General features: G+C 71.3%; 19 protein-coding genes. 16 read left to right on the top strand and 3 right to left on the bottom strand.

The window, feature by feature from the left end; genetic code table 11:
* Positions 1 to 35: 35 nt before the first annotated feature.
* Positions 36 to 761, top strand: coding sequence for a lysophospholipid acyltransferase family protein (locus E9228_RS03835; protein WP_166779225.1), 726 nt, complete (start codon positions 36 to 38; stop codon positions 759 to 761).
* Between the two features lie 121 nt (positions 762 to 882).
* A complete protein-coding gene (locus tag E9228_RS03830; RefSeq protein WP_166779399.1) occupies positions 883 to 2229 on the top strand; it encodes a class II 3-deoxy-7-phosphoheptulonate synthase in 1347 nt (448 codons plus the stop codon).
* A 78-nt stretch (positions 2230 to 2307) separates the two neighbouring features.
* Here E9228_RS03830 and pknB read toward each other — a convergent pair whose 3' ends face one another.
* Positions 2308 to 4350 (bottom strand): Stk1 family PASTA domain-containing Ser/Thr kinase, encoded by a 2043-nt coding sequence (gene pknB / locus E9228_RS03825; RefSeq protein ID WP_208385456.1) that lies wholly within the window; start codon positions 4348 to 4350, stop codon positions 2308 to 2310.
* A 122-nt stretch (positions 4351 to 4472) separates the two neighbouring features.
* Positions 4473 to 5738: a LysM peptidoglycan-binding domain-containing protein gene (locus tag E9228_RS03820; RefSeq protein ID WP_482156222.1), complete on the bottom strand. Its 1266-nt coding sequence runs from the start codon at positions 5736 to 5738 to the stop codon at positions 4473 to 4475.
* Between the two features lie 228 nt (positions 5739 to 5966).
* Between E9228_RS03820 and E9228_RS03815 the strand changes: the two genes are divergently transcribed.
* Positions 5967 to 6323, top strand: coding sequence for an Rv2175c family DNA-binding protein (locus E9228_RS03815; protein WP_425248364.1), 357 nt, complete (start codon positions 5967 to 5969; stop codon positions 6321 to 6323).
* Between the two features lie 130 nt (positions 6324 to 6453).
* On the opposite strand, the gene E9228_RS03810 is transcribed toward E9228_RS03815, so the two are convergent.
* Complete coding sequence (locus E9228_RS03810; RefSeq protein ID WP_166779223.1) at positions 6454 to 7572, bottom strand: polyprenyl synthetase family protein; 1119 nt, start codon at positions 7570 to 7572, stop codon at positions 6454 to 6456.
* A gap of 85 nt (positions 7573 to 7657) precedes the next feature.
* On the opposite strand from E9228_RS03810, the gene E9228_RS03805 reads away from it, so the two are divergent.
* The 13 genes from E9228_RS03805 (at position 7658) to E9228_RS17495 (ending at position 23314) form a co-directional block, all read left to right on the top strand.
* The gene (locus E9228_RS03805) at positions 7658 to 8056 is read left to right on the top strand and encodes a DUF3040 domain-containing protein (protein WP_166779222.1); all 399 of its coding nucleotides are present in this window, start codon (positions 7658 to 7660) and stop codon (positions 8054 to 8056) included.
* A gap of 344 nt (positions 8057 to 8400) precedes the next feature.
* Positions 8401 to 8832 carry a division/cell wall cluster transcriptional repressor MraZ gene (mraZ, locus tag E9228_RS03800; RefSeq protein ID WP_111075069.1) on the top strand — a complete coding sequence of 144 codons (432 nt, stop codon included), beginning with the start codon at positions 8401 to 8403 and terminating at the stop codon, positions 8830 to 8832.
* Between the two features lie 104 nt (positions 8833 to 8936).
* Positions 8937 to 9890 carry a 16S rRNA (cytosine(1402)-N(4))-methyltransferase RsmH gene (gene rsmH / locus E9228_RS03795; RefSeq protein WP_166779221.1) on the top strand — a complete coding sequence of 318 codons (954 nt, stop codon included), beginning with the start codon at positions 8937 to 8939 and terminating at the stop codon, positions 9888 to 9890.
* Position 9891: 1 nt separating this feature from the next.
* The gene (gene ftsL / locus E9228_RS03790) at positions 9892 to 10617 is read left to right on the top strand and encodes a cell division protein FtsL (RefSeq protein ID WP_166779220.1); all 726 of its coding nucleotides are present in this window, start codon (positions 9892 to 9894) and stop codon (positions 10615 to 10617) included.
* A gap of 34 nt (positions 10618 to 10651) precedes the next feature.
* On the top strand, positions 10652 to 12421 hold the full coding sequence (locus tag E9228_RS03785) for a penicillin-binding transpeptidase domain-containing protein (RefSeq protein ID WP_166779219.1): 1770 nt from the start codon (positions 10652 to 10654) through the stop codon (positions 12419 to 12421).
* 35 nt (positions 12422 to 12456) lie between these two features.
* Complete coding sequence (locus E9228_RS03780) at positions 12457 to 14079, top strand: Mur ligase family protein (protein ID WP_166779218.1); 1623 nt, start codon at positions 12457 to 12459, stop codon at positions 14077 to 14079.
* A complete protein-coding gene (locus E9228_RS03775; RefSeq protein ID WP_166779217.1) occupies positions 14076 to 15542 on the top strand; it encodes a UDP-N-acetylmuramoyl-tripeptide--D-alanyl-D-alanine ligase in 1467 nt (488 codons plus the stop codon). Before E9228_RS03780 ends, E9228_RS03775 begins: the two co-directional genes overlap by 4 nt.
* Positions 15539 to 16642 carry a phospho-N-acetylmuramoyl-pentapeptide-transferase gene (mraY, locus tag E9228_RS03770; RefSeq protein ID WP_166779216.1) on the top strand — a complete coding sequence of 368 codons (1104 nt, stop codon included), beginning with the start codon at positions 15539 to 15541 and terminating at the stop codon, positions 16640 to 16642. Before E9228_RS03775 ends, mraY begins: the two co-directional genes overlap by 4 nt.
* Positions 16639 to 18168 (top strand): UDP-N-acetylmuramoyl-L-alanine--D-glutamate ligase, encoded by a 1530-nt coding sequence (gene murD, locus E9228_RS03765; RefSeq protein ID WP_166779215.1) that lies wholly within the window; start codon positions 16639 to 16641, stop codon positions 18166 to 18168. The genes mraY and murD overlap by 4 nt, the downstream gene beginning before the upstream one ends.
* Positions 18131 to 19456, top strand: coding sequence for a putative lipid II flippase FtsW (ftsW, locus tag E9228_RS03760; protein ID WP_166779214.1), 1326 nt, complete (start codon positions 18131 to 18133; stop codon positions 19454 to 19456). The genes murD and ftsW overlap by 38 nt, the downstream gene beginning before the upstream one ends.
* On the top strand, positions 19453 to 20604 hold the full coding sequence (gene murG, locus E9228_RS03755) for an undecaprenyldiphospho-muramoylpentapeptide beta-N-acetylglucosaminyltransferase (protein WP_166779213.1): 1152 nt from the start codon (positions 19453 to 19455) through the stop codon (positions 20602 to 20604). The genes ftsW and murG overlap by 4 nt, the downstream gene beginning before the upstream one ends.
* Positions 20601 to 22055, top strand: coding sequence for a UDP-N-acetylmuramate--L-alanine ligase (gene murC, locus E9228_RS03750; RefSeq protein ID WP_166779212.1), 1455 nt, complete (start codon positions 20601 to 20603; stop codon positions 22053 to 22055). Before murG ends, murC begins: the two co-directional genes overlap by 4 nt.
* Positions 22052 to 23314, top strand: coding sequence for a cell division protein FtsQ/DivIB (locus tag E9228_RS17495; RefSeq protein WP_166779211.1), 1263 nt, complete (start codon positions 22052 to 22054; stop codon positions 23312 to 23314). The genes murC and E9228_RS17495 overlap by 4 nt, the downstream gene beginning before the upstream one ends.
* Positions 23315 to 23317: the final 3 nt, after the last annotated feature.

Genomic DNA, 23317 nt, shown 5'->3' with positions numbered 1-23317 from the left:
CGGTCCGCAACACCTCCCACCCGACGGAGTCGACGATGCTCTACTGGCTGCTGAAGAACTTCGTGCTCGGCCCGCTCATCCTGACCCTGTTCCGGCCGTGGGTGATCGGGCGCGAGAACGTGCCGGCGTCCGGTCCGGTGATCTTCGCGTCGAACCACGTGTCGTTCATCGACTCTGTGGTCCTGCCGGCCGTCCTCGACCGCCGGATGTCGTTCCTGGCGAAGAGCGACTACTTCACCGGGCGCGGCCTCAAGGGCTGGGCGACCAAGACGTTCTTCAACGCGATCGGCCAGCTGCCGATCGACCGTTCCGGCGGCAAGGCGTCCGAGGCGTCCCTCCGCACCGGGCTGCAGGTCCTGGCCCGGGGCGAGCAGCTCGGCATCTACCCCGAGGGCACGCGCAGCCCGGACGGCAAGCTCTACCGCGGCCGTACCGGCATCGCCCGGATGGTCCTGGAGGGCCGGGTCGTCGTGGTCCCCGTAGCCATGGTCGGCACGCGTGAGGTCCAGCAGATCGGCCAGAAGTTCCCGAAGGCCAAGCGCGTCGGCGTCGTGTTCGGCAAGCCGCTCGACTTCTCGCGATTCGAGGGCCTGGAGACCGACCGGTTCATCCTCCGGAGCGTCACGGACGAGATCATGCACGAGCTCCGCGGGCTGAGCCGCCAGGAGTACGAGGACGTCTACGCGACGAGCGTCAAGGAGCGGGCCAGCACCGCCCGCGAGAGCGTCATGCGCGAGCGTCGGACCGCGGGCGGACGGTAGGCTCGGACGGTCCCGCATCCGCCGGGACGCCGCCGGGCCACCGGCGGCCGTGCGTGAACCAGAACACCGAGGTGCAGCCTTGTCCGAGTCGATCGACTCCCTCACCCTGCAGGATCCGGACCTGATCGCGGGCCTCGACCACTGGCGCACGCTCCCGATCAAGCAGCAGCCCACGTGGCCGGACCCGGCGGCTGCCGAAGCCGCCTCGGCCGAGATCGCGACCCTCCCGCCGCTCGTCTTCGCAGGAGAGGTCGACCAGCTCCGCGACCGCCTGGCCGCCGCAGCCTCGGGCCGCGCGTTCCTGCTGCAGGGCGGGGACTGCGCCGAGACCTTCGCCGGTGCCACCGCCGACTCGATCCGCGACCGCGTCAAGACGATCCTGCAGATGGCCGTCGTCCTCACCTACGGTGCGTCGACCCCGGTCATCAAGATGGGGCGGATGGCGGGCCAGTTCGCCAAGCCCCGCTCCAGTGACTGGGAGACCCGCGGCGACGTCACCCTGCCGGCGTACCGCGGGGACATCGTCAACGGCTACGACTTCACCCCGGAGTCGCGTCAGGCCGACCCGCGTCGCCTGGTGCAGGGTTACCACACGGCCGCTTCGACCCTGAACCTGGTCCGTGCGTTCACGCAGGGCGGCTTCGCGGACCTCCGGCAGGTGCACTCGTGGAACAAGGGCTTCGCCGCCAACCCCGCGAACGCCCGGTACGAGAACCTCGCCGCCGAGATCGACCGTGCGATCCAGTTCATGGCCGCCTGCGGTGCCGACTTCGAGGAGCTGAAGCACGTCGAGTTCTACGCCTCGCACGAGGGCCTGCTCATGGACTACGAGCGCCCGATGACCCGGATCGACTCCCGCTCCGGCCAGGCGTACGACACGTCCGGACACTTCATCTGGATCGGGGAGCGCACGCGTGACCTCGACGGTGCCCACGTCGACTTCCTGTCCCGCGTGCGGAACCCGATCGGCGTGAAGCTCGGTCCGAGCACCTCGGTCGCCGACATGGAAGCCCTGATCGAGAAGCTCGACCCCGAGCGCGAGCCCGGTCGTCTGACGTTCATCACCCGCATGGGCGCCGGCCGGATCCGCGACGAGCTGCCCAAGCTGCTCGAGGCGGTCAAGGGCATGGACGCCACCCCGCTGTGGGTCACCGACCCGATGCACGGCAACGGCCTGACGACCCCGAACGGCTACAAGACCCGCCGCTTCGACGACGTCGTGGACGAGGTCCTCGGCTTCTTCGAGGTCCACCGCGCCGTCGGCACCTACCCCGGCGGCATGCACGTCGAACTCACGGGCGACGACGTCACCGAGTGCCTCGGCGGCTCGGAGCACATCGACGAGGCCACCCTGGCGACCCGCTACGAGTCGCTCTGCGACCCGCGGCTGAACCACATGCAGTCCCTCGAGCTCGCCTTCCTGGTGGCCGAGGAACTCCGGGCGCACCCGTCGGTGATCCGCGGCTAGCGCGGACCACCCGCTGCATGACGGGAGGCCCGACACCGGACCGGTGTCGGGCCTCCCGTCATGCAGCGGGCCGGCCTGCTACTGGTCGTAAGCCAGGGTGACCGTGTCGCCCTTGTGGACCGTGGTGCCGGCGGCCGGGTCCGTGGACCGGACCGGCAGCTTGCTCTTCCAGTCGTAGAAGCCGCAGAGGATGTTCGTGCAGTCCGGGTAGCTGACCCGCAACCCGAGCGCCTGCAGGGTGGACGCGGCCTCGTCGATGGTCTTGCCCTTGACGGACGGCAGCGTGATCGGCACCGGCCCCTTCGAGACGACGACGTCGACGGCGGTGCCCTTCACGGCGGGGTCGTCCGTGACCGTCGACGAGATGACCTGGCCGTCCGGCACCGAGTCGCTGAACTGCTGCGTCTGGCTGCCGAGCTCCAGACCGACGGCCTGCAGGGTGGTGGTGGCGTCGGCGACCGACTTGCCGGAGACGTCCGGCACGGCGCCGAGCGAGACGGTGAGTGTGACCGGGCCACGCTCCGGGTACTGCTCGACCGTGGTGAGGTCGACCGAGCCCGAGCTGTCGCGTCCGGTCGCGGCGATCACCGTGTCGGCGGGGACGTCGGCGGAGAACTGGTACCGCGGGTCCTGCAGGTCGAAGTCGTCGTCGAGGGCGGCCTGTGCGGTGGACGCGGACTGTCCGACGATCGCGGGCAGGCTGATCATCCGGGGGCCGCTCGAGACGACGATCCGGATGGCGGTGCCCTTCTGGACCTCGCGGTCGGCGGGCGGCTGCGTCGCGGTGACCAGGCCGGCCGCCACCTCGAGGTCGGGTCGGCTCACCGTGGCCTGGGCGGCGTGCAGCCCGTTCGAGGCGAGTGCCTGCCGGACCTGGGACACCGTCTTGCCCGCGACGGCCGGGATCCGGACGTTGCCGCCGGGTCCGGGACCGTACCAGGCGGCGATTCCGGCACCGACGAGAGCCAGGACGACCACGACGACCAGGGCGATCCAGCCGCGCTTCCGTCGCTTGGCGGACTTGTCGGCCAGACGCTGTCCGGCCGGCGACAGGCTCGCCGTCACCGCGCCGGTCCGTCGTGGCCCGGGGGCGTTCCGGCCGCCGGTCCGGGGCCGCGGCGGGGTCTCCTGCGTGCCCCGGCGGTCCAGGACGGTGGTGTCGTGTTCGCTGGCGTCCGCGTCGTCGTCGCCGAAGGCCGCGGCGCCGGCGCTGCCGCCGGACGGGAGGATCGCGGTCGCGTTCTCGGGACGGAGCACCGCGGTGCGGTACTGGCCGGTGGCGCGCTGCTGGACGCCCGCCATGTGGTCGAGCATCTCGCGGGCGTCGCGGGGCCGGTCGCGCGGGTCGCGGGCGGTGGCCCAGGCGACCAGGTCGTCGAGTTCGGCGGGGACGCCGGGCAGCGCCGCGCTCGGTGCGGGGACGGTGTCGTTGGCGTGCTGGTAGGCGATCTGCATCGGCTGCTCGCCCTTGTAGGGCTGCTCGCCGGTGAGCATCTCGTAGAGCATGATGCCGAGCGCGTAGATGTCGCTGCGCGAGTCCGCGGCGCCGCGGGTGACGAGTTCGGGGGAGAGGTACGCGATCGTGCCGAGCAGTGCGGCGCCGGTGGCGGTGTTCGCGGTGGTGGCGCGGGCGAGCCCGAAGTCGCCGAGCTTGATCCGGCCGTCGTCGGCGAGCAGGACGTTCTCGGGCTTGAGGTCGCGGTGCACGATGCCGGCGCGGTGGGCGGACGCCAGCCCGGCGAGCACGGCACGGAGGATGTCCGTCGCCTGCTCGGGCGTCAGCGCGCGGTGTTCGTGCAGCAGGTCCCGGAGCGTGATGCCCGGGATGTACTCCATGACGATGTAGACGCAGTCGTCCTCGGCGCCCTGGTCGTAGACGCCCACCAGGTTCGGGTGGGAGAGCCGGGCTGCCGAGCGGGCCTCCTGGATGAAGCGCTCACGGAACGCCTGGTCGTCCGCCAGGTGCCCGTGCATGATCTTGACCGCGACGCGGCGCTCGAGGCGCACGTCCGTGGCCAGGTACACGGTCGCCATGCCGCCGCGCGCGATGCGGGAGCGGACGCGGTACCGCTGATCGATCATGCGACCGATCATCGGGTCCGTGGCGGCGTTCGTGGTCATCTGCGGCATTCTACGAATCCGGACGGGGAGGACCGGCACCGGCGCACCGGTCGTTACACGATCTCGACCGGAGGGATGAGCCGGTGGTGCCGGTCAGCGCCGCCGGGGAGGACCGCCGGGGATCAGAGCGAGCGGAGCCAGGCGTGGGCGGACTGCTCCCACTGCGCGTACGCCTTCGGGTAGGCGGACCGCTGGACGGCCTGTGCGGCCTCGGTCACGCTCATCGAGGACCAGCCCGGGATGTCGAGCAGACCGGCGGTGACACCGGGGTTCGGGTTGCGCGAGCCGCCGAAGAAGAGCTCGGAGGCGTACACGGTGTCCTGCAGCTGGCCGGGTGTGCCCCAACCCTGGCTCGGGCGCTGCTGGAACAGGCCGACGGAGTCACGGTCGCCGTGCGCGAGGTTCCGGAGGTTCGACTCCTGCATCGCCGTCGCCAGCGCGATGACGAGGCCGCGGTCCGGCACCCCGAGCGACCGACCGACGCGGACGATGGTCGCGGCGTTGGTGCGCTGCTCGCCCGAGAGCGACGGGCCGCTCGTGGGCAGCACGAGCGTTCCGCCGGCGTAGATCGTGCTCGTGTAGGTCAGGCCGTTCGCCGCGAGGAGCGACGAGACCGAGACGCCGTGGGTGGTGGCGACGGACAGGACGGTGTCGCCGTTGCCGATGGTGACCGTCCCGCCGCGGACGACGGCGGCGCTCGTGGTCGGGGCGGCGCTCGCGACGGCCGGGCCGGCGGTGGTGGCCGTCTTCGTGGCGCCGGCCTGTCCGGCGGGGACGCGGAGCGACTGCCCCGGGTAGATGACGCTGCGCTGGGAGAGCTCGTTGGCGGTGAGCAGCGCGGCGGTCGACACGCCGACCTTGGCCGCGATGCCGGAGACGGTGTCGCCCTGCTTGACGTGGTAGCTGGCGGTCGTGGTGCTCGTCGTGACCGCGCCGCCGACCGGGGTCGACGCGAGGCGCAGGGTCTGCCCGGGGTGGATGATCGTGTTCCAGCCGAGGCCGTTGCGGACGAGGATCTCCTGCGCGGACAGGCCGTAGCGGGCCGCGATGCCGGAGACGGTGTCGCCCTGCTGCACGGTGTACGAGGTGGGTGCTGCCGAACGGGTGGCGGCGACGGTGGTCACGACCGGCTGCTGCGCTCGGGCGACGGCGGTGCCGAACACCGGGCGGGAGCCGAGGTTCCGGTCCTCGTCGACGTGCCGACGACCGGACTCGTCGTCGTGGCGTTGCTCGACGTGGGCGATCGGCCCGGTCAGACCGGCCGTCACCGCGATCGTGCCGGCGAGGACGATCGGCATCGTCGCGAAGCGCGACGAGCGGAGGCGTCGGGCTGCCTCGTCGGGGGTCGTGTCCCTGTCCACGGTCGTTCTCCTGTCTCCGTACGGCATCGGCACGGGGTGGGTCTGTCGGCCGTGTGTGCACGTTCACGGCACACACAGGTGACCACACGCTGACACGCCGTGATTCCCAAGTCAACCAGAGCGCAGGAAGTTGTGCTCGTGACTGGTGTGACGCGTGTGACTGGAGTGACGCCCGCCGGTCGGATCGGTCGGGTTCCGGGGGCACGGCAGGGCAGGTGCTGCACAGGCACGCCTCGCTCTGGCACCATGGGTGTCGTGAGTGCTGCCCTTCCCGGAGACGACGCCCTGTCCGAACGCTGGTTGACCGTGCCCGACCTGGTCGACCTGTTGGGGGTGAGCCCCGGCCGCGTCCACCGCCTGTTCGAGGAGCGCACCCTGTTGCCCGCCCGCGTCGACGGTGTGCTCCGCGTCCCGAGCGAGTTCCTCGACGACACCGAACCGCTGCCCTCGCTGCGCGGCACCCTCATCGTCCTCGGGGACAACGGGCTGACCGACGACGAGGCCGTCCGGTGGATGCTCACCGAGGACGAGGCGATGGGGACGACGCCGATCGCCGCACTCCGCGCGAACCGCAAGGCCGAGGTCCGGCGCGCGGCACAGTCGCTGCTCTAGCGTCGCGCTGGTCGCGCTGGTCGCGCTGGTCGCGCTGGTCGCGCTGGTCGCGCTGGTCGCGACCATCTGACGGACGGGAGGCCCGGTACCAGCTGGTACCGGGCCTCCCGTCCGTCGGGTGGTGCATGGGTCAGGCGGAGCGGCGGCTGACCGTGTCGGCCAGTGACGCGAGCTGCTCGCGCGCCGACGGCGTCAGCGGTGCCGCGTCGAGTGCGGCCTTCGCCCGCTGGACGTGCCGCTCGATGGAGCGTTCGACCGCGCTGACCGCACCGGAGTCGGTGAGGGTCGCGCGGAGCATCTGCACCTGGTCGTCGTCGAGGTCCGGGTCGCCGAGCAGTTCGTCGAGCAGCTGGCGCGCACCGACCGGCAGGGACTTCCGGGCGGTGGCGACGAGGACGGTCCGCTTGCCCTCACGCAGGTCGTCGCCGGCGGGCTTGCCGGTCACCTCGGGGTCGCCGAAGACGCCGAGCATGTCGTCGCGGAGCTGGTACGCCACGCCGAGGGGGAGTCCGAAGGACCGGAGGCCGTCGAGCTGACTCGTGCTGGCACCCGCGATGAGCGCCCCGATGAGCAGCGGCGCCTCGACCGAGTACTTCGCGGACTTGAAGACGATGACGCGCTGTGCACGGACGAGCTGTTCGGCGTCGTCGACGGTCGGCCAGGCGGTCTCCTCGTGGATGTCGAGGTACTGACCCGCGGTGACCTCGAGCCGCATCGTGTGGAACTCCTGCCGGACGATGCGCGCGCGGACCGGGTCGAGCAGTGCGAGGGCCTCGTCGAAGACGGAGTCGCTGAGCGACAGGAGCATGTCGCCGAGGAGCAGGGCGGCGTTCGTGCCGTAGAGCGCCCGGTCGCCGACCCACCCGGAGTCGGCGTGCTGGGACTCGAAGCGACGGTGGGCTGCCGGACGGCCGCGACGGGTGTCCGAGCGGTCCATGATGTCGTCGTGCACGAGGGCCGCGGCGTGGAAGACCTCGAGCGCGGCGGCGGCGGTGACGATCGCCTCGGCCGTGGTCTGCCGGGCGCCTTCCGACAGCGGGTCGAACGACCCGGACCGGCCCGCGACGGACTGCCATCCCCAGTAGCAGAACAGCGCCCGGAAGCGCTTCCCCCCGGACAGCAGGTCCCGTGCGTACGTGTCGAAGGACACCAGGTCGGGACTGATCGCCGCGAGGCGGTCGCGCTGCTCGTCGAGAGCCCGATCGATCCGCGCCGAGACGAGGTCCACTAATCGCGTACTCTCAGCCACGGTCCTTACCTTAGTGGGTGGCCCGGTCGTAAGATCGATCCACCCCTTACCACCGCGTCGATCCCAGGAACAAGAGGGAACCAAGATGCCACTCTCGGAGCAAGAGCAGCGCCTCCTCGAAGAGATGGAGCGGAGCCTCTACCAGAACGACTCCGACTTCGTGGCGCGCGTCACTCGCCGCCAGGGTCGTCCGACGTACACCGCGATCACCATCGGTGTCCTGATCGGTCTCGTCGGCGTCGGGGTGATCGTCCTCGGGCTCGTCATCAAGCAGCCGCTCATCGGCGTCCTCGGCTTCGTCGTCATGTTGGCCGGAGTGCTGTTCGCGCTCCGCCCCGGCGGTCGGACCCCGACAGCTCGTCCGGGTCGCCCCGCGTCCGCTCGCCCGGCCCGCGGCGCCGCACGCCCGGCTCGTGGTTCCTCCGGCGGTTCGTTCATCGACCGGATGAACGAGCGCTGGGACAAGCGCAACCAGCAGGACTAGCTCCTCCACATCCCTCCACGGGGTCGGCCTTCCCAGGCCGGCCCCGTTTTTCGTGTGCCCGGCGGGGCGCCGGGGAGGGCAAAACACCGGTGTTCGTCGTTCGCGCCGCCGCATGACGCGGCGCGACGGACGAACACCGGTGTTCTGCGCGCCCGGATCCCTCCACTGCGCTCCACCCGGACGGGAGGCCCGTGGTTCCGCGGATCGAGCGGCATCCGTCGGCCCGTTGGTGCCCCCAGAAGGGGTGCCGAAGGCTGAGAGTGGTGCGCTGGAGCAGCGAAGTGGAGGGAAGTGGAGTAGCGTGGGGCGTGACGAAGACCGGTGGAGCTGAGGGGAGGCCCCGAGTGCTGCTCGGTACCCATGCCCCCAAGCTCGACGAGAAGGGTCGCGTGATCCTCCCCGCCAAGTTCCGGGACGAACTCTCCGGCGGTCTCGTCATGACCCGTGGCCAGGAGCGGTGCGTGGTCGTCTTCAGCGCCAGGACCTTCGAGGAACTCCACGAGCGGATCCGCCAGGCACCGATGACGTCGAAGCGCACCCGTGACTACATGCGCCTGTTCCTCTCCGGAGCGAGCGCGGAACAACCCGACAAGCAGAACCGCGTCACGATCCCGCAGAACCTCCGCGAGTACGCGGGCCTCGAGCGGGACCTGACGGTCATCGGCAGCGGTGACCGCGCCGAGATCTGGTCGACCAGTGCATGGGAGACCTACTACGCGGAGACCGAAGAGGCCTTCGCCGAGAACGACGAGGAGGTGATCCCGGGGATCTTCTGATCCGTGGATCGAGACTCCCAGCCGTCCGCCCTGACACACCTTCCCCGGTGTCAGGTCGCATGGATGGGGATCCGGACCCGCGGCCCAGGAGTCCAGGGGCGCACATGGCAGCACCGGAGAAGTTCCCGCACACCCCCGTGATGCTCGAGCGGATCGTCGACCTCTTCACGCCGACGCTCGACGGACCGGGCAAAGTCGTCGTCGACGCCACGCTCGGCATGGGCGGCCACTCCGCCGGCCTGCTCGAGCGGTTCCCCGAGCTCACGCTCGTCGGTCTCGACCGCGACACCGATGCACTCGGCATCGCGGGAGAGCGGCTCGCCCGCTTCGGTGACCGCGTGCACCTCGTGCACACCGTCTACGACGAACTGCCGGAGGCGCTCGACGGCCTGGGCATCGACCTGGTCGACGGTGTCCTCTTCGACCTCGGCGTCTCCTCGCTGCAGCTCGACCGGGCCGAGCGCGGTTTCGCGTACAGCCAGGACGCCCCGCTCGACATGCGGATGGACCGGACGCAGGGCATCACCGCAGCCGAGGTCCTCGCCGAGTACGACGAGCGTGAACTGCGCCGGATCTTCCAGCGCTACGGCGAGGAGAAGCTCGCCGGCCGCTACGCCAAGGCCATCGTCGAGCGTCGGGCCGAGCGTCCGTTCACGATGTCCGGCGACCTGGTCCAGGTGCTCCACGACGCCACCCCGGTCGCGATCCAGCGGCAGGGGCACCCGGCCAAGCGCGTGTTCCAGGCGCTCCGCATCGAGGTCAACACCGAACTCAGCGTCCTCGAGCGCGCGATCCCCGCGGCGCTCGACCGCATCCGGGTCGGTGGCCGCCTGGTCGTCGAGTCGTACCAGTCCCTCGAGGACCGCATCGTGAAGCGGGCACTCGTCGAACGGACCACGTCGAGCGCCCCGGCCGACCTGCCGGTGGAACTGCCCGAACACGCGCCGACCTTCGCCCTCGTCGTCAAGGGCGCCGAGCAGGCCGACGAGGCCGAGCGCGCCGCCAACCCCCGAGCTACCCCCGTGCGCCTGCGCGCGGCCGAGCGGATCCGGAAGTGACATGAGCACGAACCTCGCACTCGTCGACCCTGTCGTCGCCCCGTCGCGTCCGGACCACGCCCGTCCCGAGCGGAAGCGCCCGGAGCTCGTCGAGGTCACCCCGACCAAGGCCCAGCGCCGAGCCCGACCCCGGGTGGCGTACGCCATCGTCGCGATCGCCGCGCTCGGCCTCCTGCTGCTCGCCCAGCTCGGCATCAGCATGGGGCTCAGCCAGGGTGCCTACACGCTCAGCTCGCTGAAGTCCGAGCAGACCGGACTCACCCGCACCCAGGCGTCCCTGTCCGAGGGGCTCAAGGTGCTCGAGTCGCCGCAGAACCTGGCGCGGAACGCCCAGGCTCTCGGCATGATCGCGAACTCGACGCCGGTCTACCTCGACCCGAAGACCGGGACCGTGTACGGCACGCCGACGCCGGCGACGCCCGAGGAAGCCACCGGCAACACCGCCAACCAGGTGCCGAACTCCCTGCTCGGAGACGTCCCGCTCGCCGCGCAGCACGGTGACACCGCGACGAGCAAGGAGAACACCGCGCCGGCTCCCGCTGCCGCCGCGCCGGCCGCTGCTGCTCCCGCCGCCGCCGCCGACTCCGCTCCCGCCGCCACCGACGGGGCCGACACGGCTCCTGCCGACGCTGGGAAGGCCGGCGCGTCCAGCGCGTCGGACCAGGCTCCGGCGAAGTCCTCCGTAGAGTCCGACGCGAACCAGCTCCAGGCACCCACGACCCGGTGACCGCGGGCTCAGCACCACCTCCGGAAGGCCGCTCGTGACCAAGACGCTCCGCAACCGACGACTGCGCTACAGCGTCGTGATGATCGCCGTGATCGCGCTCGTCGCGGTGTTCGTGGTCCGCCTGGTCGACATCCAGGTGGTGCAGGCCGACGAGCTGTCGAAGGCCGCCGAGTCGAAGCGCAGCATCCCGGTGACGCTCTACGGCACCCGCGGCACGATCGTGGACCGCGACGGCACCGCGTTGGCGGAGAGCGTGGTCCGGTACAACATCACGACCTCCCCCCGGTTGGTCAAGTCGTTCGACGGCAAGCTCGGCGGGACCCGCGTCAAGGAGATCTCGGTCGACCAGGCGCTCAGCGCGATCGCGACGGCCTCCGGCGGCGACGTCGGCACCATGCGCAAGAACATCGCGGCCGACCCGAAGTCCGACTTCGCCTACCTGGTGAAGGGCATCGACGTCGCCCACTACGAGGCCGTCCGTGCCCTGCAGGTCCCGTGGCTCTACCCGGAACAGCAGGCCGCACGCTCGTACCCGACCGGCGCCGCCACCGGCAACGTCACCGGCTTCATGGGGACCGACGGCGCCCAGGCCGGCCTCGAACTGGCGTACCAGAAGTGCCTCGCCGGGACGAACGGCTCCGAGACGTACGAGCGCGGTGAGGACGGTGTCCAGCTGCCCGGCAGCACCGTGACGCAGAAGCGCGCGAAGGACGGCGGCACCCTCGTCACCACGATCGACAGCGACCTGCAGTACATGGCGTCGCAGGACATCGCCGACGCCGCGCAGCAGCTCAAGGCCGAGTCCGCCACCGCCACCGTCGTGAACGCGAAGACCGGCGAGGTCCTGGCCGTCGCGGACTACCCGACGGTCGACCCGAACGACGTCGACGCGACCACCGACCCGGGCGCCTACGGCTCCCGCGCGCTCACGGCCGCCTACGAGCCCGGCTCGACGATCAAGGCCGCCATCGCCGCCGCGCTCATCGATAAGGGTCTGGCGAGCCCGACCACGCAGGCGGTCGTGCCGTACTCGCGGACGTTCCCCTGGGGCGGGACCATCCACGACTCCGAGTTCCACCCGACCGAGAACCTGACGCTGACGGGGATCCTCCGTGACTCGTCGAACGTCGGCATCACCGAGCTCGGGTCGAAGCTGACGACCCAGCAGCGCTACGACGTGATGCGGGAGTTCGGGCTGTTCGAACCCGAGCCGGCGATCGACTACCCCGGTCAGCCGACCATGAACTACGGCGCGAGCCCGGAGTGGGACAAGCAGACCGACATCAACTCGATGTTCGGCCAGGGCATCCTGACCACCGCGATGCAGGTCTCGAGCGTCTACCAGACCCTCGCGAACCAGGGCGTGCGGATCCCGCTGCACATGGTGAAGGGCTGCCAGACCGAGGACGGCACGACCATCGACGCGCCCGACGTGCAGAGCAAGCGCGTCGTGTCGGCAGCCGCAGCGACCCAGACGGTCGACATGCTGCAGAGCGTGGTGACCGGTGGCACCCTGGTCGGCATGAAGCCGATCTCGGGCTACAACATCGCCGCGAAGACCGGAACGGCCGAGGTCGCGGACGGCGCCAAGGGCTACGGCGCGGACCGTATCATCTCGGTGGCCGGAATGGCACCCGCCGAAGACCCCCAGTATGTTGTCACGGTGACGTTCACGAAGCCGCAGACCACCAAGTGGTCGAGCGGAGCGGCTCCGGCGTTCCGCACACTCATGTCCCAGGTGCTCGAGAAGTACCGAGTCGCCCCCTCCACGACACAGGCCCGGACCTACCCGTCCACCTGGTAGGCCGACCCGTCCACGTGGAGAGGAAGAAGGAGCACTTGTCAGCACGGATCCCCCCGGTCCTCCGGCCCGAACACCCGACCCCGCGGCCGGTCGCCGAACTCGCGAACGCCTTCGGGCTGCGGGTCGTCGGCTCGCTCGACGGCGTCGAGACGACCGGCGTCACCCTGAGCGCCGCCGAGGTGCAGCCCGGTGACCTGTTCGTCGGCGTCCACGGTGCGAACCGCCACGGTGCCGAGTTCGCCGCCGACGCCGCCGAGCGCGGTGCCGTCGCGGTCCTGACCGACGCCGACGGTGTCGCGATCGCCGAACCCTCCGGCCTGCCCGTGCTCGTCGTCGACGACCCCCGGGCAGCGCTCGGGGACGTCTCGGCCTGGGTGTACCGCACGAACCCGGACGAGGCCGAGCTCCCGCAGCTCTTCGCCGTCACCGGGACGAACGGCAAGACCAGCACCTCGTACATCCTCGAGGGGATCCTCAAGCAGCTCGGCCTGGTCACCGGCCTGAGCTCGACCGCCGAGCGCCACATCGGCTCGCTCAGCGTCACCAGCCGACTCACCACGCCCGAAGCCAGCGAGATGCACGCGCTCCTCGCCCGGATGCGCGAGAGCGAGGTCCGCGCCGTCGCCGTCGAGGTCAGCGCCCAGGCCCTCAGCCGGCACCGCGTCGACGGCATCGTCTTCGACGTGGTCGCGTTCACGAACCTCAGCCACGACCACCTCGACGACTACGCCGACATGGAGGAGTACTTCCAGGCGAAGCTGCCCCTGTTCCAGCCGGAGCACGGCCGTCGTGGCGTCGTGTCGCTCGACACCGACTGGGGCCACCGCGTCGTCCAGGACTCGCGGATCCCGGTCACCACGATCACCGTGCACCCCGAGGTCGAGGCCGAGTGGCACGTCGAGATCGTCGAGGCGCACGCCGCCTACACCGAGTTCCGGCTCACCGGACCGGAGGGCCGCGAACTCACCACCCGCGTCCCGCTGATCGGCTGGCACATGGCCGCCAACGCCGCCCTGGCCATCGTCATGCTCGTCGAGGGCGGCTTCGAGCTCGGGGCCATCGCGCACGCGCTCGAGACGAACCACCGCACCTACGCCGACGAGCGGGACGGCACCGTCGTCAGTGCCATCGAGTGCTACCTGCCCGGCCGCACGGAGCGGGTCTCCGGCAACTCCGGGCCGAGCGTCTACGTCGACTTCGGCCACAGCCCGGACGCCTTCCTCAACACCCTCGCCGCCGTGCGCCAGTTCACGCCGGGCAAGGTCGTCATGCTCTTCGGCGCCGACGGTGACCGCGACACGACGAAGCGCGCGGACATGGCGCGGGTCGCGGCCGAGGGATCCGACATCCTCGTCGTCACCGACCACCACCCGCGCTTCGAGGACGCCGCGTCGATCCGGAAGACCCTGGTCGACGCCGCCCGCGCGGCCTTCCCCGAGCACGAGATCCACGAGGTGAGCCCGCCGGAGGCGGCCATCCGTGCGGCGGTCGGCCTGGTCGGCGAGGGCGACTCGATCCTCTGGGCAGGTCCCGGCCACCAGGACTACCGCGACATCCAGGGAGTCCGGACGCCCTACTCGGCCAGGGACGAAGCCCGGGCCGCGCTCCGCGAAGCCGGCTGGGAACCGAACTCCGGCCCGGCGGAGGACGCGCGATGATCGCGCTGACCCTCGCCGAGATCGCCAGCGCGATCGACGGCGAACTCGTCCGCGGTGCCGCTGACACGACCGTCGACGGCTCGGTGGAGACGGACTCACGGCTCGTCGGCAGCGGGAGCGTGTTCTTCGCACTGCTCGGCGAGGAGACCGACGGACACCGGTTCGTCCCGGCAGCAGCCTCCGCCGGCGCGGCCCTGGTCATCACCGAGCGTGCCGTGGACCTGCCCGAGGACACCGGCACCGCCCAGATCGTCGTCGCCGACGGGTACGCCGCACTGGCCGCCCTGGCGCACGAGGTCGTCGCGCGGGTCCGTGCCGCCGGCTCGCTCCGCGTGGTCGGGATCACCGGCTCGAACGGCAAGACGAGCACGAAGAACATGCTCCGCACGATCCTGTCCCGCGCCGGGGAGACCGTCGCGCCCGAGGGGTCGTTCAACAACCACGTCGGCGCACCGATCTCGATGCTCCGCATCACGGCCGACACCCGCTTCCTCGTCGTCGAGATGGGTGCGAGCGGCATCGGCCACATCGCGAAGCTCGTCCGCATCGCCGAACCCGACGTCGGCGTAGTCCTCAAGGTCGGGCTCGCCCACGCCGGTGAGTTCGGCGGGATCGAGGCCACCGAGCGCGCGAAGTCCGAGATGGTCACCGACCTCCCCGCGACCGCCACGGCGCTCCTCAACACCGACGACGACCGCGTCGCCCGGATGCGCGGACGCACCGACGCCCGCGTGGTCGGCTTCGGCACGTCCGCCGGGGCGGACTACCGCATCAGCGGCGTCACGACGGACCGCGAGGGCACCCGCTTCACGCTCACCGCGCCTCCCGTCGGCGACACCGCGCCGGTACCCGGCGACCTGACGGGAGGCCCGTCCGACGTCCTCGAGACCGTCGACGTCCGCCTCGCCATCCTCGGTGAGCACCACGCCATGAACGCGGCCGCCGCCCTGACGGTGGCGCACCTCTGGGGTGTCACGCTCGCCGACGGCGCCGAGGCGCTCGCGTCGATGACGCGCGCCGAGCGCTGGCGCATGGAGCTGCTGCAGGGTCCGGACGGCATCACCGTCATCAACGACGCGTACAACGCCTCGCCCGACTCGACCGCCGCCGCACTACGGACCCTCGCGCAGGTCGTCCGACCGGGGGAGCGCACCGTCGCCGTCCTCGGCGAGATGGCCGAACTCGGTGAGTTCTCGGTGGAGGAGCACGACACCATCGGACGACTCGTCGTCCGGCTCGGCATCGGACAGCTCGTGGTCGTCGGCCGCGGCGCGATGGCCATCCACCAGGCCGCCACCCTCGAGGGGTCGTGGGACGGTGAGTCCGTGTTCATCGAGGACGTCGACGACGCCGTCCGTGCCCTCCAGGAACTCGTGCGTCCGGGTGACGTCGTCCTGGTCAAGTCCTCGAAGTCGGCCGGGCTGCGGTTCCTCGGCGACCGCCTCGGAGGTGTCCCCGAATGATCGCGCTCCTCGTCGCCGGCGCTGTGTCGCTGGTGTTCACACTGCTGCTCACGCCGCTGTTCATCAAGCTGTTCCACCGCCTCGGGTGGGGGCAGTTCATCCGTGACGACGGCCCGCAGTCGCACCACACCAAGCGCGGGACCGCCACGATGGGCGGCATCGTCCTGATCCTCGGTGCGGTGATCGGCTACTTCGTCGGCCACCTGGTCGGTCGGGACCCCCTGACCCTCTCCGGGCTGCTCGTGCTGTTCCTCATGGTCGGACTCGGCGTGGTCGGCTTCGTCGACGACTTCCTCAAGGTCCGTCGGCAGCGGAGCCTCGGGCTCGGCGGCTGGGCGAAGGTCCTGGGTCAGGTCATCGTCGGCGTGGTGTTCGCCACGATCGCCCTGGTCGTCCCCGCGGGCAGCGGCAAGCCGCCGGCGTCGACGATGATCTCCGCGATCCGTGACGTGCCGTGGCTGGACTTCATGGCGCTCGGCACCGTCATCGGGACGATCCTGTTCCTGGCGTGGATCGTGCTGCTCACGGTGTCGACCTCGAACGGCGTCAACGTCGCCGACGGCCTCGACGGACTGGCCACGGGCTCGAGCATCCTGGCGATCGGGTCCTACGTCATCATCGGCTTCTGGCAGTCGAACCAGATCTGCGGCGGGGCCCGGATCGACGAGAGCACCCAGCACGCCTGCTACACCGTCACCGACCCGCTCGACCTGGCGGTCGTCGCGGCCGCGGTGTGCGGTGGCCTGATCGGGTTCCTCTGGTACAACACGTCCCCGGCGCAGATCTTCCTCGGTGACACCGGGTCCCTCGGGCTCGGCGGCGCGCTGGCGGGACTCGCGATCCTCAGCCGCACCGAGCTCCTGCTCATCCTCATCGGTGGCCTGTTCTTCATCGTCACCGGGTCGGTCATCCTGCAGCGGGCCTACTTCAAGATCACGCACGGCAAGCGCATCTTCCGGATGAGCCCCCTGCACCACCACTTCGAGCTCAAGGGCTGGGCCGAGGTGACCGTCGTCGTCCGGTTCTGGATCATCGCGGGGCTCTGCGTCGCGGCCGGGGTCGGACTGTTCTACCTGGAATGGATCGCACGAGTCCAATGAGCGAACGCCTGAACGGTCTCGACAGCTGGTACTCCGAGGGCTGGAAGGGGCTGCGGGTGGCCGTGCTCGGCCTCGGGGCCACCGGCTTCTCGGTGGCGGACACCCTCGCCGAGCTCGGCAGCGACGTCGTCGTCTACTCGACCGACGCCCCAGACGACAGCGTCGAACTCCTCGACGTCATCGGTGCCCGCTTCGTGCAGACGCCGCTCGACACGGTGCCCGCGGCCCTCGTCGAGCAGGCTCCCGACCTGGTCGTCGTCTCCCCGGGCCTCCCGCCGCACAACGCGACGGTCGTCTGGGCCCACGAGCACGGAGCGGTCTGGGGCGACATCGAACTCGCCTGGCGCGTCCGCGACAAGGTCGTGAAGGGTCCGGTCGCCGCTCCCTGGGTGACGATCACCGGGACGAACGGCAAGACCACCACGACCCAGCTGACCACCGCGATGTACGCCGCCACCGGCCTCCGTGCGGTCGCCTGCGGCAACATCGGCGTGCCCGTGCTCGACGTCGTCCGCGACCCGGAGGGCTACGACGTCCTGGTCGTCGAGCTGTCCAGCCACCAGCTGCACTCGATGGCGTCCGAGGGGCCCGGCGCCGTCGTGCCGCTCGCCTCGGCGTGCCTCAACATCGCCGACGACCACCTGGAGTGGCACGGGTCGGCCGAGGCGTACCGCCGGGCGAAGGCCAAGGTCTACGAGCGCACCGTGATGGCCTGCGTCTACAACACCGCCGACGACGTCACCCGCCGCATGGTGGAGGACGCCGACGTCGTCGAGGGCTGCCGAGCGGTCGGGTTCTCGCTCGGCGTCCCCGCACCGGGCGACGTCGGGGTCGTCGAGGACGTGCTCTGCGACCGCGCCTTCACCGAGGACCGCCGGAACAGTGCCCTCGAGCTCGCGACCGTCGCGGACCTCGAGACCGCCGGGCTCGACAGCCCGCACATGACGGCCAACGTCCTGGCCGCCGCAGCGCTCGCCCGTGCGGGGTCCGTCCCGCCGAGCGCGATCCGCTCGGCGGTGCAGGCCTTCCGCGCCGACCACCACCGCACCGAGTCGGTCGCCAGCGCGGACGGCATCGCCTGGGTCGACGACTCGAAGGCGACGAACCCGCACGCCGCCACGGCCTCGCTGTCGGCGTTCGACTCCGTGGTGTGGATCGTCGGCGGTCTCTTCAAGGGCGTCGACATCGACGGCCTGGTGGAGCGCTTCGGGCCCGAGGTCCGTGGCGTCGTCGTGATCGGCGTCGACCGGACCCCCGTCCTGGAGGCATTCGCACGACACGCGCCCGCGGTCCCGGTGCTGCAGGTGGAAGCGCTGGACACTGATCAGGTCATGCCCGAGGCGGTCCGGCATGCCGCATCGGTCGCGAGGCCGGGCGACACGGTCCTCCTCGCCCCGGCCGCCGCGTCCTTCGACCAGTTCGGTTCCTACGCCGACCGGGGCGAACGTTTCGCGGCAGCGGTCCACGAGCACCTGGGAGGCGACGCCGATGGCGACACCGACGGATCTGCCGGCGCACGGCCGTAGCGCCCGAGCCCGTGCCGGCGCAGCGGGAGCCGCTGCCGGTGCCCGAGTGAGCTCCGGCGTCGACGGTGCCCGCCGTCGGTCGAACGGCGCGGTCGTGGCCGTGAAGAACGTGTTCGTGGCCGAGTCCACGACGTTCTACACGATCCTCGGCGTCACGCTCTTCCTCGTCGTGTTCGGCGTGGTCATGGTGCTGTCCTCCTCGAGTGTCGAGGAGTACCGCTACAAGCACGGCTTCTTCGGCGCCTTCGCGAAGCAGGGGCTCTACGCGCTCATCGGCGTGCCGCTCATGCTCGTGGTCAGCCGGTTCTCCGCCGACTTCTGGCGCCGTTGGGCGATGCGGATCCTCGGCGCCGGGCTGGTCCTGCAGCTGCTGGTCTTCAGCCCGATCGGCATCTCGGTGCAGGGCAACCGGAACTGGATCGGCATCGGCGGGTTCACCGCGCAGCCGTCCGAGATCCTCAAGCTCGCCCTGGTGCTCGGCATCGGTGCGGTGCTCTTCCGCAAGCGGGAGAAGATGCACGACTGGCGCGAGGTCTTCATCCCCGTCGGCCTCGCGACCGCCGTCTCGATCGGGCTCGTCCTGGTCGGCGGCGACCAGGGCACCGCGATGATCATGATGATCCTGGTGTTCGGCAGCCTGTTCGTCGGCGGTGTCCGCCTGCGGCACCTGGCCGTCGGCATCGCGGCGATCGCGGTCATGCTGCCCGTCGTGACGATGGCCTCGAGCTCCCGCCAGTCCCGCATCAGCGCGTGGCTCTCCGGCTGCACCGACTCGAACCAGGCCCAGGACCTGTGCTGGCAGCCCGTGCACGGCATGTGGGCGCTGGCGTCCGGTGGCGTGTTCGGGGTCGGTCTCGGCAACTCGAAGCTCAAGTGGTCGTGGCTGCCCGAGGCGGACAACGACTACATCTTCGCCATCGTCGGTGAGGAACTCGGGCTGATCGGTGCGGTCGTGGTGCTCGCCCTGTTCGTCGTCCTGGCGATCGGCATGATCCGGGTCATCCGGCTCTCGCCGGACCCGTTCGTCCGCACGGTCACCGGTGGCGTCCTCGCCTGGGTGATCGGGCAGGCGCTCGTCAACATCGGGGTCGTCCTCGGGCTGCTCCCGGTGCTCGGCGTGCCGCTCCCACTCATCTCGGCCGGTGGTTCGGCGCTCATCATGACGCTCGTGGCCATCGGTGTCGTGCTGTCCTTCGCCCGTGACCTGCCCGGCCGCTCCGGATCCGGCAGCGGTCCCCGTGGCGCCAGCGTCCCGGAGCCCGGGACACGGAACGGAGCCCTGCGGTGAGCCGCTTCCTCTTCGCCGGCGGCGGGACCGCCGGCCACGTGAACCCCCTGCTCGCGGTCGCCGACCGGCTGACGCAGCGGTCCCCGGCCGACGAGGTCCTGGTGCTCGGGACCGCCGAGGGCCTGGAGTCCCGACTCGTCCCGATGCGCGGGTACGAGCTCGTGACCATCCCGCGGCTGCCCTTCCCCCGGAAGGTGAACGGCGCCGCGCTGCGGTTCCCCGGTGCCTTCTGGTCCGCGGTGCGTCGGACGGAACAGATCATCCGCGAACGCGAGATCGCCGTGGTCCTCGGCGTCGGCGGGTACGCAGCCGCCCCGGCCTACGTCGCTGCGAAGCGTACCGGGACGCCGATCGTCGTGCACGAGCAGAACGCGAAGCCCGGTCTGGCGAACCGGATGGCCGCCGTGCTGACCAGCCACGTGGGTGTGACGTTCTCGAACACCCGGCTGCCGCACTCCCGCGTGGTCGGGATGCCCCTCCGCCGCGAGATCGAACGTCTGGACCGCCGCGCCGAGCGTGCGGCGGGTTTCGCCGAGTTCGGACTCGACCCGGAGCGGCCGGTGCTGCTCGTGACCGGCGGTTCGTCGGGGGCGCGGAGCATCAACCGCACCGTCAACCAGGCCGCGGCGACGATCCTCGGCGCCGGCTGGCAGATCCTGCACGTCGTCGGTGCCGCGTCCGACATCGGACCGAGCGAGCTGGACGGCTACCACGTGCTGCCGTACTGCGACCGGATGGACCTGGCGTACGCGGCGGCCGACTTCGTCGTCTCACGGTCCGGGGCCGGCATGGTCTGCGAGCTCACCGCCGTCGGCCTGCCGAGCGTCCTGGTGCCCTACCCGGTCGGCAACGGCGAGCAGCGGCACAACGCCCGCGACGTCGTCGCCGCCGGCGGAGCGGTGCTCGTGGCCGACCAGGAATTCACGCCCGAGTGGATCACGTTGCAGCTCCTGACGATCCTGGAGGACCGAGCCGGCATCGCGGACATGGCCGTCCGGTCCGGCAGCGTCGGACACCGTGACGGCGCCGACCGGATGACGGAGCTCGTCCTCAGCGCGGCCCGCACGAGCAAGCGCCGCAGCAAGGCCAGCAGCACCAGCAGCGACACCAGCAGCACCCGCTCCACCAGCAGCACGGAGGAACCATGACCATCAAGCCGGACCTCACCCAGCCGATCCCGGACGACCTGGGCACGGTGCACTTCGTCGGCATCGGCGGGTCCGGCATGAGCGGCATCGCCCGGATGTTCCTGGCCGCCGGTCACCGGGTCACGGGCAGTGACTCGCGCGAGACGGCGACGACCGGACGGATGCGTGAGCTCGGCGCCGAAGTGCGGATCGGCCACGACGCCGCGAACGTCGGGGACGCGGACACGATCGTCGTCACGAGCGCGCTCTGGCCCGACAACCCCGAACTCCTCGAGGCGCAGCGTCGAGGCCTCCCGGTGCTGCACCGGTCGCAGGCCCTCGCCGCACTGATCTCGGAGCACCGTCTGGTGGCCGTCGCGGGTGCGCACGGCAAGACCACCTCGACGGGCATGATCGTCACCGCGCTGGTCGAGCTCGGCCTCGACCCGAGCTTCGTCAACGGCGGCGTCATCCAGTCGCTCGGCACGAGTTCGGCGCCGGGCAGCAGCGACCTGTTCGTCGTCGAGGCGGACGAGTCCGACGGCTCGTTCCTGCTCTACGACGTCGCGATCGCCCTGATCACGAACGTCGACCCGGACCACCTGGACCACTACGGCAGCGAGCAGGCCTTCATCGACGCGTTCGTCGAGTTCGCCGCGAAGGCCCGTGAACGGGTGGTCGTCTCGAGCGACGACGCCGGTGCGGTCCGCGTCACCGACGGACTCCGTGCCCGTCCGGACGCGCCGGAGGTCGTGACCTTCGGCGAGGCCGAGGGTGCCGACGTCCGCATCGAACGCGTCACCGAGGGCGCCGGCGTCACGGTCGACCTGCGGTGGGCCGGAGCCACGCACCACATCGCCCTCCGCGTGCCGGGCCGCCACAACGCCGTCAACGCCGTCGGTGCCTTCGCGGTGCTCGTCGGTCTGGGCGTCGACCCGGCGGACGCGGTCCGTGGCATCGAGGCGTTCGGCGGCACGGAGCGGCGCTTCGAGCTGCACGGTGTCGAGCGCGGGGTCTCCGTGTACGACGACTACGCGCACCACCCGACCGAGGTCGCCGCGGCCCTGCACGCCGCCCGCGACGTGGTCGGGGCGGGCCGGATCATCGCGATCCACCAGCCGCACCTGTACTCGCGCACGCGGCTGATGGCCGCCGACTTCGCGAAGGTCTACGAGGACCTCGCCGACCACACCGTCGTGCTCGACGTCTACGGCGCGCGTGAGGACCCGGAGCCCGGGGTCACCGGCGCCCTGGTGCAGGAGCGGTTCGCCGACCAGGCCCGCGTCGACTACCTGCCCGACTGGGCCGAGGCCTCGGCCCGAGCGGCCTCGGTCGCCCGGGACGGCGACATCATCATGACCCTGAGCTGCGGGGACGTGTACCGGATCATCCCGCAGGTCCTGACGGCGCTGCACGACGAGCCGGCCGCCGGCCTGCGGGCATCTGACGAAGCCGGAGCCGCAGGCCGGTGAAGCGCCCCGAGGGCTTCGACGACCGCGCCGGAGCCGACGAGCGCTCCAGTGGGACCGCGGCGACCGACCGGGGCGACCGGAGCAGCCGTCCGGCACGCACCGGCGGGCTCCGGTCCGCGCTGAGCGGCGTCCGGGAGGCTCGACGCGCCCCGCGGACGTCGGCTCCCCGAGACGACGTGGTGGCGTCCGGCTCCGGGTCCGCTGCGGACCGGCTCGACTCCCTCCTGCCCGAACTGCCGGAGGTCGACCTCACGGCGGACGAGCGCGCAGACGATGACCGCGCGCGGGACGCTCGCCCGGCGGACGAGCGTGCATCCGACGACCGCGTGTCCGGTGACCGCCCGGCCGACGACCACCCGGCGGACGACCGTCTGACCGCCCCGGTGCCGCGGGAACGAGACCGGACGGGGGAGGCCGACGCGCCGGTCTCGACCCACGTGCCGCGCGAGACCCCGATCGGCGCTCGCGTCCGCGCGGCCGAGACCGCCCGCGAAGCCCGCGTCGCCCGCAAGCGCCGCCGACTGCTCGAGCGTGCCGAGGTCCGTCGGTTCACCCGACGCTCCCGGCATCGTCGCGCCGCGTGGATCACGGCCGGTGGGGTCGTCGTCGTGCTCGCGGTGTCGATCCTCGTGGCGGTGTTCTCGCCGCTGATGGCCCTCCGGACGATCGAGGTGAAGGGCACCGACCGCGTCGACGCTGCGCAGGTGCGGGCCGCGCTGTCCGGGCAGCTCGGGACGCCGTTGGCGCGCATCGACCTCGGTCGGGTGAAGGAGCAGATCGCCGGGTTCCCGCTCATCGAGAGCTACGTCACGGAAGAGGAACCGCCGCACACCCTCGTCGTGACCGTCACCGAGCGGACGCCGGTCGTCGCGGTCGAGTCGGGGAAGACGTTCGACCTGGTCGACCCGGCCGGCATCGTCGTGCAGTCGACCACGAAGCGGCCGGACGGCATGCCGGTGGCGGACATCGGGCGGGCGAAGCTCGGCAGCACGGTGTTCCGGACCATGACCGAGGTCGTGCTGGCCATGCCCGCGAGCGTGCGCGACCAGGTGTCGGGCATCGCGGCGTCGACGTCGGACGACGTGACGCTGACCATGAGCGACGGGTCGAGCGTGGTGTGGGGGAGCCCGGACGAGTCCCCGGCGAAGGCGACCCTGCTCGCCGCCCTCGTCAAGGACCACGCGGCGCGCGACAAGGACTCGAAGGTCGAGTACGACGTGTCCGCGCCGGACAACGGCATCATCCGCCCGCAGGGGTGAGCA

It is taken from the genome of Curtobacterium salicis, from assembly GCF_011759505.1.
Taxonomy (GTDB): domain Bacteria; phylum Actinomycetota; class Actinomycetes; order Actinomycetales; family Microbacteriaceae; genus Curtobacterium; species Curtobacterium salicis.
Note: the sequence above shows the minus strand (reverse complement) of the source record. Positions and strands in the feature narration are given on the sequence as shown.